The sequence below is a fragment of the Butyrivibrio hungatei NK4A153 genome, from assembly GCF_000424465.1.
GTDB classification, from domain to species: domain Bacteria; phylum Bacillota; class Clostridia; order Lachnospirales; family Lachnospiraceae; genus Butyrivibrio; species Butyrivibrio hungatei_A.
In genome coordinates, this window is record NZ_KE384199.1 from 88,000 (window position 1) to 104,117 (window position 16,118).

Here is a 16,118-nt window from a genome sequence, read left to right on the forward strand (position 1 = left end):
TTTAATAGGGAGATTAGACATAAGTAATGAAAAAAATAATTGTACTTGCGTTATCAGTATTTGTAATGTGCGGAGTGATTTCTTGTATGAGAATTGACGAGGGGAAAACAGATGGCATGTCGTGGTGCGGATATACGTTGAAAGATAAAAAAGAGCAGCATTTTTTCTGCGATAGGGAAAATGACATAGCGTATCATGGACGTTTTTCAAATCACTCATCTATTGGAAATAAACAGTATATTGGGATTTTGAAGGACGAAAACGGTGCATATTATCTGGCTATATATGATGCTTTAAAGAATAGTATTAATAAGTTGAATGAGCTGAAAATATATATTGGTGAACAGACGGTTCAAGTGAATGCGGATAAGACGGCTGTGTATTATGCAGATGTTTTTTTAGAAGGTGAAGAAGAAAAAACTGCTATTTATAAGTTTGATTTAATGACAAATAATGAAACGGTAATATTGGTAACAGAGGGATATCACGAGAATTTTAATTTTTCAATCACTAAGGATGAGAAGTGTATATATTATATTGAATCGTTGTGCTTGAAATCATACAATGTTGAAACTAAAGAGGATACAAAGATAAAAGATAATATTAATTATTTTGATATTTCTTCTGAAGGGGATTATGTTATCTGTGAACGACATGATCATATGGTTTCTATATATGATTTAAGGAATAATTCGGAGAAAGAATTGCTTTCAGTAAAGGACTTTTCACCAACAATAAAAATTTCACCAGATGATAAATCATTTGTGTATTTAAAATATAAAAAGGATTGGTTCGGTCAGATATCTCAGACGGTTATACATACATATTCAATAGACGATGAAAAAGATAAAACTATTTATAAAACAAAAAAGAATGAGATAATAACTGGTGTTGATTGGTAAAGCTATTTATCAATTATAGATTTCTTCAATAAAGCGTGAAAGAACCTAGGATGGCTCCTTCACGCTTTTATTCTGCAAATTATTCTTTTTTATATCATACTCCCATCTCTTCAAGCTTTGCGAGCAGAGCATTGAAATCCATAGTTCCCTGAATTTTCTGCCAATCATAGTTAAAGATTGCCAGGATTTCGTTTTGCGCCTGTTCTGCAGATACTGAATTGTCTTTCTGGTTTCTGTAGCTTGCAGGCTGAGAAGGATCGGGATAGTCTGCGCCTGCTGATGGAGTGACTTCGCTTACTTTAGGATAAATGTTCATGTTACTGACGGTGTAAGATACAAGCATGGAGCCGTCTCCGACATGTCCGTCTTCGCAAATACATCCGAAGCAGTTATTATTATTATCAAAGTATAAGGATTTTCTTGGAACATAGCAGAAAGAAGATGTGCCATATTTCCATTTTGCGGTATTCTGATTTCTTACGATGAGACGGGCCTTGTTGTTTGTAATGGTATAAATTGTGACTTTCTTTCCGGTATCTATTACAAGCTCCGGTGTGTTGTCATCGTCGCAGTAAATAAGGTCATATTTATAATTGTTGTAGTTAGCGTTGAAATCTTTTGCAGCTTTTTCATAGGCCTTACCGACGGTTCCGAGATTTCTCTGAACGGGAGCGGGAGCAGGCTGAGCTGATTCTGCAGAAGTTGTCTGCGCGGGAGCCTCCTGAGTATTCTGTGTAGAAGCAGGTGTGGATGTGGCATTATTCTGAGCAGATTTTTCCGAAGCGGCATTTTGCCCCTGTACAAAGCGAGGTACAGAATTTGTTGCAGAAGCAGATGTCTCCGAAGCGGCATTCTGTGCCTGTACAAAATGAGGTACAGCATTTGCTGAAGATGCAGTAGCCGAAGCGGCGTCTTGAGCTTCTGAAGCAGAGGAACTTGCAGCAGCGCTTGATCCTTCGCTTGTGCCTTCAGTAGCTTCTTCTGTCGTAGCCTCTGTGGATGCTTCTGTAATAGGTTCTTCATCAGCCAATACTTTATCAATGTCTTCTTTTACCTGTTCCTGCGGCATGCTCTGAGAAGCAATGTCGGGATTAAGAAGCGGAGTACAACCTGAGATGAATACCAAGCTGAAAAGTAAAGGCAGTAATCTTTTTTTGAACATAGAACTAAACTCTCCTTTTGGAAACAAAGTTTCCTTAAACAATACTTTTTTTGCAAATAAATTCATATCGAATGATACAACACGAATCATTCGAAGTGCAAGTGATGTTGACAAAGCTATGTCCTATTTGATAAGCTAAAATTCAAACAATATTCTAAAGGTTGTGAGGAAGAGGAGTACATACAGCTTGCGGTCTAAAGAGAATGTATCTGCGATGAATTCGCGCTGAGAGGATACAGACTTGCGGTGTGTGGAAGGTAGCTTCTGAACCGGGCACCCAGAAAGGAAATTGATAAGAGTTTTCAATAAGTGTCCCCGCGTTATCTGCGTTAAAAGATATGGCATTGAATGATGCGAAATGAGGCAGAAGAGTCTTTATGATCTTCTGTGAATTAAGGTGGTACCACGTTATTAACGTCCTTAACAGCTTAACGCTGTTAGGGACTTTTATATTTTGAGCAGAGCACTTGCTGAGGTTTTATCGAAGCTAGTGCGAGCCATGGGGATGTACTTGACGAGGTATTTTCGAGTTTAGTACATATCCCAATTAGCAGAGCACTTGATCAAATGATTATAAAGAAGGAGAAGACTATGAACAAAGAACTTGCCAAGACCTATGATCCCAAGGGTATCGAAGGCCGACTCTACTCCAAATGGGAGGAAAAGAAATATTTCCATGCTGAGGTGGATAAAAGCAAAACACCTTTTACTATCGTAATTCCACCCCCGAATATCACAGGTAAGCTCCACATGGGACATGCCCTTGATAATACAATGCAGGATATCCTTATTCGTTATAAGAGAATGCAGGGATATAATGCTCTTTGGCAGCCCGGAACCGACCATGCGAGTATTGCGACAGAGGTCAAGATTATCGATGCGCTCAAGGCAGAGGGAATCGACAAGAGAGATCTTGGCAGAGAGAAGTTCCTTGAGAGAGCATGGCAGTGGAAAAAAGAGTACGGCGGAACCATCATTTCCCAGCTCAAAAAGCTCGGTTCTTCATGTGACTGGGACAGAGAGCGTTTCACAATGGATGATGGCTGTAATGACGCTGTCAATGAAGTCTTCGTTAAAATGTATAACAAGGGTTACATATATAAAGGAAGCCGTATCGTAAACTGGTGCCCTATCTGTAAGACATCTATTTCTGATGCAGAGGTAGAATACGAGGAGCAGGCAGGACATCTTTGGCACATCAAATATCCTGTTATCGATGTTGACGGAACTGTTTCAAAGACAGAGTTCATCGAGTTTGCAACAACACGTCCCGAGACAATGCTCGGAGATACAGCTGTTGCCGTTAACCCTGATGATGAAAGATACAAGAGCTTCAAGGGCAAGAAGGTACTTCTTCCTATAGTAAACAGAGAGCTTCCTATCGTAGAAGACTCTTATGTTGATATGGAATTCGGTACAGGTGTAGTTAAGATCACACCCGCACATGACCCTAACGACTTCGAAGTTGGAAAGCGTCATAACCTTGAAGTTATCAATATATTAAACGACGATGCTACCATCAACGCAAACGGTGGCAAGTTCGAGGGTATGGACAGATATGAGGCAAGAGAAGCTATTGTAAAAGAACTTGATGAGATGGGACTTCTTGTTAAGATCGAGGAGTATTCTCACAACGTTGGAACACACGATCGTTGCCATACAACAGTTGAGCCTATGGTTAAGGCACAGTGGTTCGTTAAGATGGACGAGCTCATTAAGCCTGCTGTTAAGGCTGTAAAAGACGGCGATATCAAGCTTATTCCTCCGAGAATGGAGAAGACATATTTCAACTGGACAGATAACATCCGTGACTGGTGTATCTCAAGACAGCTCTGGTGGGGACACAGAATCCCTGCATACTACTGTGACGAGTGCGGAGAAGTTGTTGTATCAAAAGAGGCTCCTACAGTATGTCCTAAGTGCGGCAAGACTCACTTCACACAGGATCCCGATACTCTTGATACATGGTTCTCATCAGCTCTCTGGCCTTTTGAGACACTCGGATGGCCAAATGAAACTGAAGACCTTAAGTACTTCTTCCCTACAGACGTACTTGTAACCGGTTATGACATTATCTTCTTCTGGGTTATCAGAATGATCTTCTCAAGTTATGAGAACATGGGAACATTCCCGTTCAAGACAGTTCTTTTCCACGGTCTTGTAAGAGATTCTCAGGGAAGAAAGATGAGTAAGTCGCTCGGAAACGGTATCGATCCTCTTGATATTATCGAGAACTACGGTGCCGATGCTCTCAGACTCACACTTATCACAGGTAACGCACCCGGTAACGACATGCGTTTCTATAATGAGAGAGTTGAGAACAGCCGTAACTTTGCAAATAAGGTTTGGAATGCTTCAAGATTTATCATGATGAACATGGAGGATGGCGAAAAGAGTGCTATCCATCAGCCTGCACCTGCGGGACTTGAGCCTGTTGATAAATGGATCATTTCTAAGCTCAACAATACCATTAAGGAAGTAACGGATAACATGGATCACTTCGAGCTTGGTATTGCGGTTCAGAAGGTTTATGACTTCATCTGGGATGAGTTCTGTGACTGGTACATCGAGATGGTTAAGCCCCGTCTCTACAATTCGGATGACAAGGAGTCGCACAAGGCAGCGCTCTGGACACTTCAGACAGTGCTTATAAATGCGCTCAAGCTCCTTCACCCTTACATGCCTTTTATTACAGAAGAAATTTTCTGCACACTTCAGGATGAAGAAGAGTCGATTATGATCTCAGATTGGCCGGTATACAGGGATGAGTGGAATTTTGCATCCGATGAGAAGGCTATCGAGACAATCAAGGAAGCCGTAAGAGGAATCCGTAACGTTCGTACACAGATGAACGTTGCTCCTTCAAGAAAGGCTAAAGTATTTGTTGTAAGCGATAACGACGAAGTACTTAATATCTTTTCGACAGGTAAGCTGTTCTTTGAATCACTTGCTTATGCTTCAGAATCTGTATGCCAAAAGGATAAGGATGGAATCGCAGATGATGCTGTTTCCGTAGTGCTTGCGGAAGCAACGGTATATATTCCTTTCTCAGACCTTGTTGACATCTCAGCAGAGATAGAGCGTCTTACCAAGGAACAGAAGAAACTTGAGGGAGAGCTTAAGCGTTCACAGAACATGCTCAGCAATGAGAAGTTCCTTGCAAAGGCTCCTGCGGATAAGATCGCAGAGGAAAAAGAGAAACAGCAGAAGTACCAGCAGACATACGACCAGATTACAGAAAGACTTAAACAGCTGGCAAAGTAATTAAATATACAGATGCTACCCGCATTGGGGGATGCGGGTAGTACTCTTAGATAATCGAGTATAAGCTTAGTGGTGTGATTATGCATAACGAATTAATGAAAAAAGTGGAGGAGTTTATCAGGCGCTCGGACAACGATGAAAAGTTGGATATCAGAGAGTGTGAGGAGTTTCTGAATACTGTTCCCGGTTTTACCGATAAACATACAATCGAAGATACAAAGGATTTTCTGGCTTTTTTGGGAAATCCGGACAAGAACATGAAAATAATTCATGTGGCAGGCACAAACGGAAAAGGTTCCGTGTGCAGCTATCTGTCAAATATCCTGATGAAAGCGGGATATAAAGTCGGAATGTTTACATCTCCGCATCTTATGAAGATCAACGAAAGGTTTTGCATCGACGGCAAAATGGTGACCGACGGTGTCTTTTCGGAAGTCTTTATCGAATTGTTAAAAAGGATCATGGAGTACAAAAACGGTGAGTATTTCCCGACGTACTTCGAGTTCTTATTCTTTGAATCGATGCTTTTATATGATGTTTACTCTGTGGACTATCTTGTAATGGAGACGGGACTTGGCGGAAGGCTTGATGCAACTAATTCCGTGGAATCACCACTTCTTTGTGTTATTACCGAGATAGGCTACGATCATATGCAGTACCTTGGAGATACACTTCCCGAGATAGCGGGAGAGAAGGCAGGCATAATCAAAAAAGGTGTGCCTGTGGTATTTTTTGACAAGAGAAAAGAATGCAGCGAAGTTATCAAAAGCAAAGCCCTTGAGATGGATTCCAGAGTTGTGTCCGTAGACGAAAAAAGTATTACGGATGTGGAGACTGTGAAGGATGAAGCAGGGAACAAATACGTTGCTTTTTCATATAATTCCTTATATGATAATTATGTTGAGTTAAAGGTTACTACCGAAGCTCTTTATCAAGCGGAAAACGCCGCTTTGGCAATTGCTTCGGCAGAAATTTTGCGCGATAAAGGCGCTGAGATATCGGAACTTGACATCAGAGAAGGCCTTATGAGTACCAAATGGGATGCCAGAATGGAAGAAGTAAGGCCCGGTGTCTATGTTGACGGTGCTCACAATATAGACGGAATAGAAGCGTTTATTAAATGTGCAACAGCAATTGATTCGGAAGGAAGAAAGATGCTGTTGTTTGGCATGGTCGCGGATAAGCAGTACAAAGACGTTATTGACAGAGTGCTTACAAGCGGAACATTTGACGCGATATTCGTAACTGTCCTTGGAACGGAGAGATCTGTTTCTGTATCGGACCTTAAGAGTGCCTTTGAAGACAGTAAGGAACAACACAATATAATCGGAGTTCCCATCAAGTACTACAGCAATGTAAGGGATGCGGTAACCGATGTCATAACTGTTCGCAAGTCAAAAGATGTTGTTTTTGCAGCAGGATCTTTGTACCTTGCCGGACAACTTAAACAGATGTTATAAACGAGGAAGAATAATGATAAATTTTGAAGAGGAACTTAAGAAGTTCAAGCCCAGTCTGGAAATTGAAGACGCTGAGGACATTATCTACAATCAGGATCTTGATGATATGTCGGATGTACTCATAAAGCTTCTTAAGGACGCTAAGCAAGAATCAGAGAGTACAAAAAGGAGTAAGTAATGGCTATCGCTACATATAAAAAACTTGAGAGCTTATCAAACTTTTTTTATAACGATGGTCTTGAAAAAGCGGGAGTCAGAGATTTAACGGGGGCTATAGAGTCTTTGCAGCAGAGCCTTAGGATGAACAAGAACAATATCGATGCGAGAAATCTGTTGGGACTTGTTTATTATGAGATGGGCGAAGTTGTTGCTGCACTTTCGGAATGGGTTATCAGTAAGAACTTCAGACCCGAAGACAATATTGCTGATGACTATATGGATATGGTCAGAAACAGTCCGGCTAAACTTGAGGACATCAATCAGACTATAAAGAAGTTTAATATTGCATATAATTACTGCCGTCAGGACAGCTTGGATCTTGCGGTGATACAGCTTAAGAAGGTGCTTTCCTTAAATCCCGGATTTATTAAGGCACACCTTCTTTTGGCGCTCTTATATCTTAAAGCGGGCAATTTTGACAGAGCTAAGGTTGAAGCCCAGAAGGTTCTTAAGCTTGATACCGGAAATCTTATGGCAAGAAGATACCTGAAGGAAGCCGATAACATGCTTCTTCCCGGAGAGGGTGGCAAACTTGTATCCGACGCCGCATCATCAGGAAGTAATGAGACAATCAGATATAACAGCGGAAACGAGATGATAATCCAGCCTCGTAAGCAGTCTGCGCTTACAAAGTCGGGATCAATCTGGGGAATAGTTCTTGGTATCGTACTTGGAATTGCGGTATCTTGCTTTTTGATACTTCCTCAGAGGATAAAAAATATTACATCCAACAATAACAGAACCATCACCGGTATAAGTGAAGTATCTGATTCAAAGTCGGCTCAGATAGGAGAGTACGAGCAGCAGATCGCTAAGCTCAAGAAGCAGCTTGACGATCTTAATGAGAAAGTAGGTAAGAATCAGGATGCTGCGAGCACATGCCTTATGAAGGCGGTTAAGATCTACATGGAAGATCCGACCAACATTGACGGTATTGCTCTTGCACTTGAGAAAGTAAATATTGATGAGAACGAAAAGGAAGTTTCTACAGAGTTTAAGGAACTTTACAGTGCGCTCATGCAGAAAGTAGGATCCCATCTTGCCAATATTTACTATGAAGACGGAAAAGAAGCTTATAAGAAAAAAGATTACACGGTTGCTATAGAGAAATTTGCAAAGGCTTATCAATATAATAAGGATGATGTAAATATAATTTATTACCTTGCAAACTCTTATTATGATAATGGAGACATTGATAAGGCGAAGGAGAAGTACGATCTGATCATCAGTAATTTCCCTAAATCGCAGAGTGCTACGTCTTCAAAGACAAAACTTGCTGAGATAAACAATGCGGGTGCCGGCAGGTCCGGTACTACGGATAACTCTGATAACACCGGCAATTAATATTTTTGGGAAATGTGTTAAATGATAAGTTTTTCGAATATAACTTTTATTTTTAGGTTTTTACCTGCGTTTTTAATATTGTTTTATGTGACTCCCGTCAAATTCAGGACGTGGACCCTGCTTTTGGGCAGCTTGATCTTTTATGTTGTCGGAAGCATCGATTCTGTCGGAAACCTGAATATGTTTCCGGCTCTTTTGGGAGCGGTTGTTGTCAACTATCTGTTCGCGAGAGCGGTCAGAAGCGTGGAGGGCAAGAAAAAGAAGGCCCTTCTTGCTTTGATTGTGATCTTTGATGCGGCTACGCTCGTTACATTTAAACTTTTGGGACAGTTTGTTGACGGAAGCCTTATACCTATCGGAATCAGTTTCTATACCTTCAAGATGATTTCTTTTCAGGCGGATTCATATAACGGTAAGATTGATTCTAAGCCGCTCTTCAAGGACGTTGCGGCTTATTTTTGCATGTTTCCTCAGGTGGTTTCGGGACCTATCATGCGCTATTCGGATTATAGCGATAATCTCGAACTTATTCCCGGAGCATCAAAGAGCTCTAAAGAAGAGATATTTGCAAATATCGAAGACGGACTTAAGTATTTTATTGTAGGTCTTGCGATGAAAGTTCTTCTTGCTGATCATTACGCAATGCTTTGGAAGGAAATCGGAACAATAGGATATGAGAGTATCTCGACTCCGTTTGCCTGGATTGGTGCGGTGACATATTCGCTTCAGCTGTTCTATGATTTCTGGGGATATTCTCTTATGTCATCGGGAATTGCGGTTATGCTCGGATTTCCTTTTGTCGTTAACTTTGATCATCCGTACAGTTCGGCAAGCGTTTCCGAGTTTTACAGAAGATGGCATGCAACGCTCGGATCATGGTTTAGGGATTATATCTATATTCCTATGGGCGGAAGCAGAGTGAGTGCTGTAAGGATTGTGTTGAATCTCCTTGTTGTATGGCTTGTTACAGGCTTCTGGCACGGAGTGACCCTCAATTTTATTTTGTGGGGACTTATTCTTTTTGTAATAATAATGTGTGAGCGTTTCGTGGTATTCAAACTTCCCGGAGTATTAAAGGCAATCGTGGGAAGATTTAACGTACTTGTTCTCATACCGCTTACATGGGTTATATTTGCAATATCCAATGCAGAGATGCTCTTGAACTACTTTAAGAGACTTTTCCCGTTCTTTGGAGCGGGTATCGCTGTAAATAACAATGATTATATAAAAAATCTTGGTATATACGGAGGTCTTTTGGCTGTGGGATTGGTTCTTCTGATTCCGCATGTGTTTAAGTTTTTTGAAAATCACAGGAAGAATCCTCTGATCATGATATGTTTATTTGTGTTGTTTTGGTTTTCGGTTTACAGTCTGACTAATTCGGCAGGTAATCCGTTTATGTATTTTGCATTCTGATAGAAAGTGTATGTAATGAATTGTTTTAAGACTTGTCCGCTGGTGACGGGCGTGGTGGTATTTTCAATAATAATATCCGCTGTTACATTTGTTGCGAAGGGCTCAATCTATGCTGATTATTCTGCGGATTTCGATCCTGCGGAACAGCCTCTTTTTGTTGTCATGATAAAAGGTATTTCGAACGGCGTTATGCCCTGGCAGATTTTTGATAAAGAAAGCGTTATGGCTGCAAAGGAAGATGATATAGGCGATGCGGCTGCACTGCTTGCCGATGTTTCAGGCAATGATATCTCAGGAAACGATGTTTCGGGAAATGATTCTTCACCTGAAGAAATTACGTTTAAGGAAGTTACGGACGATTATTTTGCAGATGCTCTTTTTATAGGAGATTCAAGAACCGTAGGACTTTCGGAGTACTGTGAGGGACTTGATGAGCAGGCGATGTTCTATGCAAAGGTGTCGCTTAGTATTCACAGTGTTCTTGAGAACGATTTCCTTAAAGATGAGGATGGCAAGAAGATGACTGTTGAGCAGGCTCTTGAAAAGGATGAGCCTTACGGCAAGATTTATATCATGCTTGGACTTAACGAGCTTGGAACGGGCACAACGGAGACATTTGTTGCCAAGTATGCCGAAGTTCTTGCAAGGATAAGGGAACTTCAGCCGGATGCGATTATTTATATACAGAGTATCATGCATGTTACCGAGAATAAAAGCAGCAATGATAAGATATTTACCAACGAGAGAATAAATGAGAGAAATGAGGCGCTGTCTCATTTGGCAAATAATGTGGATATTTTTTATCTTGATATGAATGAAGCTGTGGATGATGAAAACGGAAATTTATTGGAAGAATTATCTACAGATGATATACATTTGAAGGCTTCATCTTATGAAAGATGGCATCAGTACTTGCTTAAGCATGCGATTGTAAAAGACTGATCAGGAGTGTTAAAATGTCTAGAGAAATGTCATTTAAAATGGAACGACCGGGACTGTTAAAAGAAGGTGATCATGTCACGGTCACGGAGGGTGTACTTCCGAGCAATTATTATTATACGATAGATCCGTCACTTGCCATGTCGGGTAATTTTCCTTTCAGAGAGCGCATGCTTGAGCGAGAGGGAGTTGTTACGAAGGTCGAGGAGAACGCGAGAGGTTTCTACGTTACCGCAGTATTTGGAGGCGAGAACGAGTAAATAGAAAAACTATATTTTTGGAGGAGGATTTATAAAGTGAAAGAACATACGATTGAATACATTGTTACAGATAAGGCTCCGGCAGCTATCGGACCTTACTCACAGGCAATAAAGGCAGGAGGATTTCTCTATGCATCGGGACAGATTCCGATTAATCCCGTGACAGGTCAGATCGACACAACAACTATCGAAGATCAGACAGAGAGAGTATGCCGGAATATCGGTGAGATTCTTAAGGCAGCCGGAACAGACTATGAGCATGTTATTAAGACAACATGCTTCCTTGCAGAGATGAGTGATTTTGCGGCATTTAACGGCGTATATGAGAAATACTTCACAGGAAAGCCTGCAAGAAGTTGTGTGGCAGTTAAAAAGCTTCCCAAGGATGTTCTTTGTGAAGTAGAGGTTATTGCATATTTGGGATAATTAGGGGGTTAAATGTGAAGTACAGGATTATTGCGGGCGCAATATGTATTTCTGTTACTCTGAGCGGATGCGGATCTTTTGCAGGCAGACATGGTATTGATGCCGGTTTTGCTTACATAGACAGTCATGAGTATGCAAAAGCATTGGCAAGTTTTGATAAAGCTGAAGAGGACGGTGAAGACGCGTGCCTTGTCCACAGGGGCAGAGGAATAGCATACTTATACAGTGATAAAGAAGAAGAGGCAGCACAGGAGTTTCTGGCTTCTCTTGCTGCGGACGACGGAATAGTTGATGATATGGATTTTGACACCAACTATTACCTTGCCGAGGCATATATGAAACTCGAGGATTTCAACAGGGCAAAAGGAATCTATGATGCCATTTTGAGTCTTCGAGACAAAGATCCGACCGCATATTACCTCAGGGGAGTATGCGAACTTAAGGCGGGCGAAAGTGAGGAGAAAAACGCAGATGCAGATTTCACCAGCGCAATCCGTCTTAATGACAAAGATTATTCCATGATAGTAATGATCTACAAGGCATATGCTGAAAACGGCAAGGAAGATAAGGCCAAGAACATACTTCAGCATGCGCTTGACAGTGGCGAGAAGACCATGTCCAATTTCGAGAAGGGTGAAATGTATTTTTACCTCGGAAACGATGCTGAGGCGCAGAATTATCTCAGTAAAGCCAACAAAGAGAACGGCGGACATGATACGAAAGAGTCTGTAGTGCTTCTTTTGGGCCAGTCTTATGAGAGATTGCAGCAGTATGACTATGCTATCAGCGTTTATAAGGAATATTTGAAGTCTAATTCAAAGAGTGCAAATATCAGTAATCAGCTTGGTATGTGCCAGATCAACAAGGGCAGATTCTATCTGGATTCCGGCAATGAAGAAGAGGCGGGAAATGCTTTTGGGGAAGCAATCGTTACTTTTGATGCCGCAATAGGACTTAATGACAGCGCAGTGCAGCAGGCGCTGATGTTTAACAGAATATGTGCATATGAGTATAAGGGAGATTTTGCAGGTGCAAAGAGTCTCATGGATGAGTATATGCAGATATATCCTCTGGATAAAGTTGCAGCAGATGAGGAAATCTTTTTAAAGACCAGGTAATGTTTGGACAGTAGTGAAATTCGTTGACACTCTATCGTTAATTCTGTAAAATGATAACGCATGCTTTTATATGAATCTATGCAGAATTATGTTGGGAGGGGATTGTATGTCCAGGAAAGCGACAATTACGCAAAAAGAGATTGTAAATGCAGCATTTAAGATTACCAAGAGAGAAGGTTTCGAGCAGATAACGTCTAGGAAGCTCGCAGCGGCGGCAGGGTGTTCAACACAGCCTATTTTCCGTATTTATGATAGTATGGATGCGCTTAAGAAAGATGTCTATGACAAGGCGGCCGCATACTATGAAGATTACTACAACGATTGTTCCAAAAATCATGAGGTTCCGTTTGTGGACCTCGGTCTTGCTTATATTGGGTTCGCCCAGAAATTCCCCTATTTATTTAAACTTCTTTTTGTATCCGAACAGGGTGACGAGAAGAAGAGTATGTATGATCTTGTAAACGGTTCAAAAGAAAACGTTGTAAAAGAGATCAAAAGAGCGTCTGATGATGGCATTAGCAACGCACAGCAGCTTTTTATGAAGATGTGGATCTATATTCACGGAGCAGGCTGTATGGCGGTTACAGGTGACTACGATCTTGATGAGGCAACTTCAGTTTCTATGCTTGAATCGGCGTATAAGGCATTCAGTCTATGAAATTTGAAAATGATGAAGATGTAATAACAAGAATAAATGAATGTTACTCCAAGATGAGTAAAGGCAAGAAGTCGATTGCAACTTATATCTGCGATCACTACGAGCAGGCTGTGTTTATGACGGCTGCTGAGCTTGGCAAGATCGTGGGTATGAGTGAATCAACTGTTGTCAGATTTGCCATGAGCCTTGGATACGATGGCTATCCTGCTTTCCAGAAGGCGCTTTCGGTGTGGGTAAGCGACAAGTTCGGCTCCGTTGAAAAGGTCGGAAGAAAGTTTGGGAAAAGCAGTGAAGGTGAGATCCTTTCGACAATCCTTCAGTCAGATATGGCGAATATCGAGAATACCATTAACAATATAGACGTAGCGGCTTTTAAGACGGCTGTTGATATCATCTTAAAGGCGAGGACGGTCTATATAGTTGGTATAAGAAGTTGTGAGCCTTTGGCAGATTTTTTACATTTTTATCTCAACATGATCAGAGGTAATAATGTTATAATCAAAACTACAAGTGTCTCGGAAATGTTCGAGCAGATGATAAGGATAGGCGACAGGGATGCGATAATAGGTATCAGTTTCCCGAGATATTCCATGAGAACTCTTAAGTGCATGGAATTTGCCAATGACAGGAATGCGAAGGTTATAACCATTACGGATTCCGTTCATTCACCCATGAATCTTTATTCTTCCTGCAATCTTCTTGCAAGAAGTGAGATGGCATCGATAGTTGATTCGCTTGTGGCACCGTTAAGTGTCATAAATGCCCTCGTGGTTGCGCTTTGTATGAGAAGGCCGAATGAGGTGAAGGCGGACCTTAAGATGTTGGAAGAGGCATGGAATAATTATCAGGTTTATCTTAACGACGAGATAGATTTTGCTTCCGACGATCCGATGATGCTCGGAAATATCATTGCAAAAGATGATAGTCCGGCATAAGTTTAGTTTTGATTTGTTTAAGGATTAGCAGTATATGAAAAAAATAGCGGTTATCGGCTGCGGGGCAGCCGGGATGATGGCGGCGCTTGCTGCTGCGGAGAGCAGCGCGAGCGTCACTGTTTTTGAGAAGAATGAAAAGCCCGGGAAAAAGATTTACATAACGGGCAAGGGGCGTTGCAACGTAACAAACGCCTGTGATGTCACGGATTTTTTTGGACACGTCAAAAGAAATCCGAGATTTTTGTACAGCGCAGTGTACGGATATGATAACAGCGCTGTTATGGACTTTTTTGAAAACAACGGATGTAAGCTGAAGGTTGAGCGCGGAGATAGAGTATTTCCCGTTTCAGACCACTCATCCGATATAATAAGGACTCTTTACAACGCCGTAAAAAAAGCCGGTGTAAAGGTTATATTCGATACGGAAGTTTTATCTGTGGAAAGCAGCGGAGGCGTGGTTTCTGCGATAACATATTCAAAGAAAGGTGACCCGATCACAAGAGAAGAGTTTGACGGTGTGATAGTGTGCACGGGAGGCGTGTCATATCCTTCTACAGGTTCTACGGGAGACGGCTACAAGTTTGCGAAGAATCTCGGACACTCGCTTGTAAAACCAGTGCCTTCACTTGTTCCGTTTGTGATAGAAGAGGACTGGTGCAAGGATCTGCAGGGGCTGTCACTTAAGAATGTCGGGTTAAAGCTCTTTTTATCCAAAAAAGAAGAAAAAGAAAAGTCTGCCGGTAAAAAGAAAAAAGCGGACAAGCCTGTATATGACGGCTTTGGAGAGATGCTCTTTACACACTTTGGAGTGAGCGGACCGCTGGTTCTAACGGCGAGCTGTCACTATGAAGAGAATGCAAATGCAAGGCTTTTGCTTGATCTTAAGCCCGCTCTTTCCGAGGAACAGCTTGATAAAAGGATTCTCAGGGATTTTGAAGGTGCTATAAACAAGCAATTTAAGAATGCTTTGGGCGGACTGTTTCCAACAAAGCTTATTCCTGTTATGATTAATCTCTCAGGTATCGATCCCGAAAAAGCGGTTCATGATATCACCAAAGAGGAGAGACTAAGCTTTGTAAAGCTCATAAAGAGTGTGCCGATGACGGTTGTGGGCACGCGAAACTTTAATGAAGCGATAATCACAAGAGGTGGTGTCAATGTCAAAGAGATAGATCCTTCAACGATGGAATCAAAGCTTGTTAAGGGACTATTCTTTGCTGGAGAGGTTTTGGATATCGATGCCGAGACCGGAGGATTTAATCTGCAGGTTGCATGGTCTACGGGACGACTTGCGGGAGAAAGCGCCGGAATGAATGGTTAATTTTAGGAGGAAATTGTTACAATGGCTGGAAGTATTGCTATAGACGGACCTGCGGGAGCGGGAAAGAGCACGATCGCAAGAAAGGTTGCGCAGGAGCTTGGATTTATTTATGTGGATACAGGCGCTATGTACAGAGCAATGGCTCTTTACATGTTAAAAAACGGAATTGGCGCAGATGAAAGCGAAAAGGTAGCCGGTTCTTGTAAAGAGGCCGATATTACAATAAAGCATGAAAACAACGAGCAGGTTGTATATTTAAACGGCGAAAACGTAAACGGACTTATAAGAACAGAGGAAGTGGGAAACATGACTTCCGCAATAAGTGTAAATGCAGCCGTGAGAGAGAAACTTGTGGAACTTCAGCAAAAGCTCGCCGAGAAGACTGATGTCGTAATGGACGGAAGGGATATCGGAACAGTGGTGCTTCCCGGTGCGGACCTTAAGGTTTATCTTACAGCAAGCTCACGTGTGCGCGCGGAGAGAAGATACAAGGAACTTGTTGCAAAGAAGGTTGATTGCAATCTCGAAGAAATCGAAAAGGACATTATAGACAGAGATTACAGGGATATGCACAGAGATATATCTCCGCTTAAGCAGGCAGATGATGCGGTATTTCTTGATTCTTCGGATATGACGATCGAGGAAGTTAAAGATAAGATTATTGAGCTCTATAAGGGCGTTTGAAAGGAAACAG

At 41.6% G+C, this 16,118-nt stretch carries 15 protein-coding genes; 14 read left to right on the plus strand and 1 reads right to left on the minus strand.

Translation table 11 applies throughout. The features are described 5' to 3' along the window. The first annotated feature begins 26 nt into the window (after positions 1-26). Positions 27-902, plus strand: coding sequence for a hypothetical protein (locus G628_RS0115735; RefSeq protein ID WP_026654101.1), 876 nt, complete (start codon positions 27-29; stop codon positions 900-902). Between the two features lie 94 nt (positions 903-996). Here G628_RS0115735 and G628_RS0115740 read toward each other — a convergent pair whose 3' ends face one another. After that, positions 997-2,064: a hypothetical protein gene (locus G628_RS0115740; RefSeq protein WP_027209546.1), complete on the minus strand. Its 1,068-nt coding sequence runs from the start codon at positions 2,062-2,064 to the stop codon at positions 997-999. A gap of 591 nt (positions 2,065-2,655) precedes the next feature. Between G628_RS0115740 and G628_RS0115745 the strand changes: the two genes are divergently transcribed. The 13 genes from G628_RS0115745 to cmk all read left to right on the plus strand — a co-directional run bounded on the left by G628_RS0115745 (position 2,656) and on the right by cmk (position 16,108). Then, positions 2,656-5,328, plus strand: coding sequence for a valine--tRNA ligase (locus tag G628_RS0115745; protein ID WP_027209547.1), 2,673 nt, complete (start codon positions 2,656-2,658; stop codon positions 5,326-5,328). 95 nt (positions 5,329-5,423) lie between these two features. Next, positions 5,424-6,788, plus strand: coding sequence for a bifunctional folylpolyglutamate synthase/dihydrofolate synthase (locus G628_RS0115750; RefSeq protein ID WP_196803783.1), 1,365 nt, complete (start codon positions 5,424-5,426; stop codon positions 6,786-6,788). A 13-nt stretch (positions 6,789-6,801) separates the two neighbouring features. Continuing rightward, positions 6,802-6,966, plus strand: a complete 165-nt coding sequence (locus G628_RS19035; protein ID WP_034461884.1) for a hypothetical protein — start codon at positions 6,802-6,804, stop codon at positions 6,964-6,966. After that, the gene (locus G628_RS17760) at positions 6,966-8,351 is read left to right on the plus strand and encodes a tetratricopeptide repeat protein (RefSeq protein WP_051199259.1); all 1,386 of its coding nucleotides are present in this window, start codon (positions 6,966-6,968) and stop codon (positions 8,349-8,351) included. The genes G628_RS19035 and G628_RS17760 overlap by 1 nt, the downstream gene beginning before the upstream one ends. 123 nt (positions 8,352-8,474) lie before the next feature. After that, positions 8,475-9,767 (plus strand): MBOAT family O-acyltransferase, encoded by a 1,293-nt coding sequence (locus G628_RS0115765; protein WP_242827253.1) that lies wholly within the window; start codon positions 8,475-8,477, stop codon positions 9,765-9,767. 15 nt (positions 9,768-9,782) lie between these two features. Further along, complete coding sequence (locus tag G628_RS17765; RefSeq protein ID WP_081670794.1) at positions 9,783-10,709, plus strand: GDSL-type esterase/lipase family protein; 927 nt, start codon at positions 9,783-9,785, stop codon at positions 10,707-10,709. Positions 10,710-10,723: 14 nt separating this feature from the next. Further along, complete coding sequence (locus G628_RS0115775) at positions 10,724-10,966, plus strand: hypothetical protein (protein ID WP_026654108.1); 243 nt, start codon at positions 10,724-10,726, stop codon at positions 10,964-10,966. 36 nt (positions 10,967-11,002) lie between these two features. Beyond that, on the plus strand, positions 11,003-11,392 hold the full coding sequence (locus G628_RS0115780) for a RidA family protein (RefSeq protein ID WP_330365529.1): 390 nt from the start codon (positions 11,003-11,005) through the stop codon (positions 11,390-11,392). Positions 11,393-11,406: 14 nt separating this feature from the next. After that, positions 11,407-12,510 carry a tetratricopeptide repeat protein gene (locus G628_RS0115785; protein WP_026654110.1) on the plus strand — a complete coding sequence of 368 codons (1,104 nt, stop codon included), beginning with the start codon at positions 11,407-11,409 and terminating at the stop codon, positions 12,508-12,510. A 106-nt stretch (positions 12,511-12,616) separates the two neighbouring features. Beyond that, entirely contained in the window at positions 12,617-13,168 is a 552-nt protein-coding gene (locus G628_RS0115790; RefSeq protein ID WP_026515001.1) for a TetR/AcrR family transcriptional regulator, read from the plus strand. Then, complete coding sequence (locus G628_RS0115795) at positions 13,165-14,103, plus strand: MurR/RpiR family transcriptional regulator (RefSeq protein ID WP_026654111.1); 939 nt, start codon at positions 13,165-13,167, stop codon at positions 14,101-14,103. Before G628_RS0115790 ends, G628_RS0115795 begins: the two co-directional genes overlap by 4 nt. A 34-nt stretch (positions 14,104-14,137) precedes the next feature. Next, positions 14,138-15,424 (plus strand): NAD(P)/FAD-dependent oxidoreductase, encoded by a 1,287-nt coding sequence (locus G628_RS0115800; RefSeq protein ID WP_027209548.1) that lies wholly within the window; start codon positions 14,138-14,140, stop codon positions 15,422-15,424. 21 nt (positions 15,425-15,445) lie between these two features. Next, positions 15,446-16,108 carry a (d)CMP kinase gene (gene cmk / locus G628_RS0115805; RefSeq protein ID WP_026668170.1) on the plus strand — a complete coding sequence of 221 codons (663 nt, stop codon included), beginning with the start codon at positions 15,446-15,448 and terminating at the stop codon, positions 16,106-16,108. Positions 16,109-16,118 lie beyond the last annotated feature (10 nt).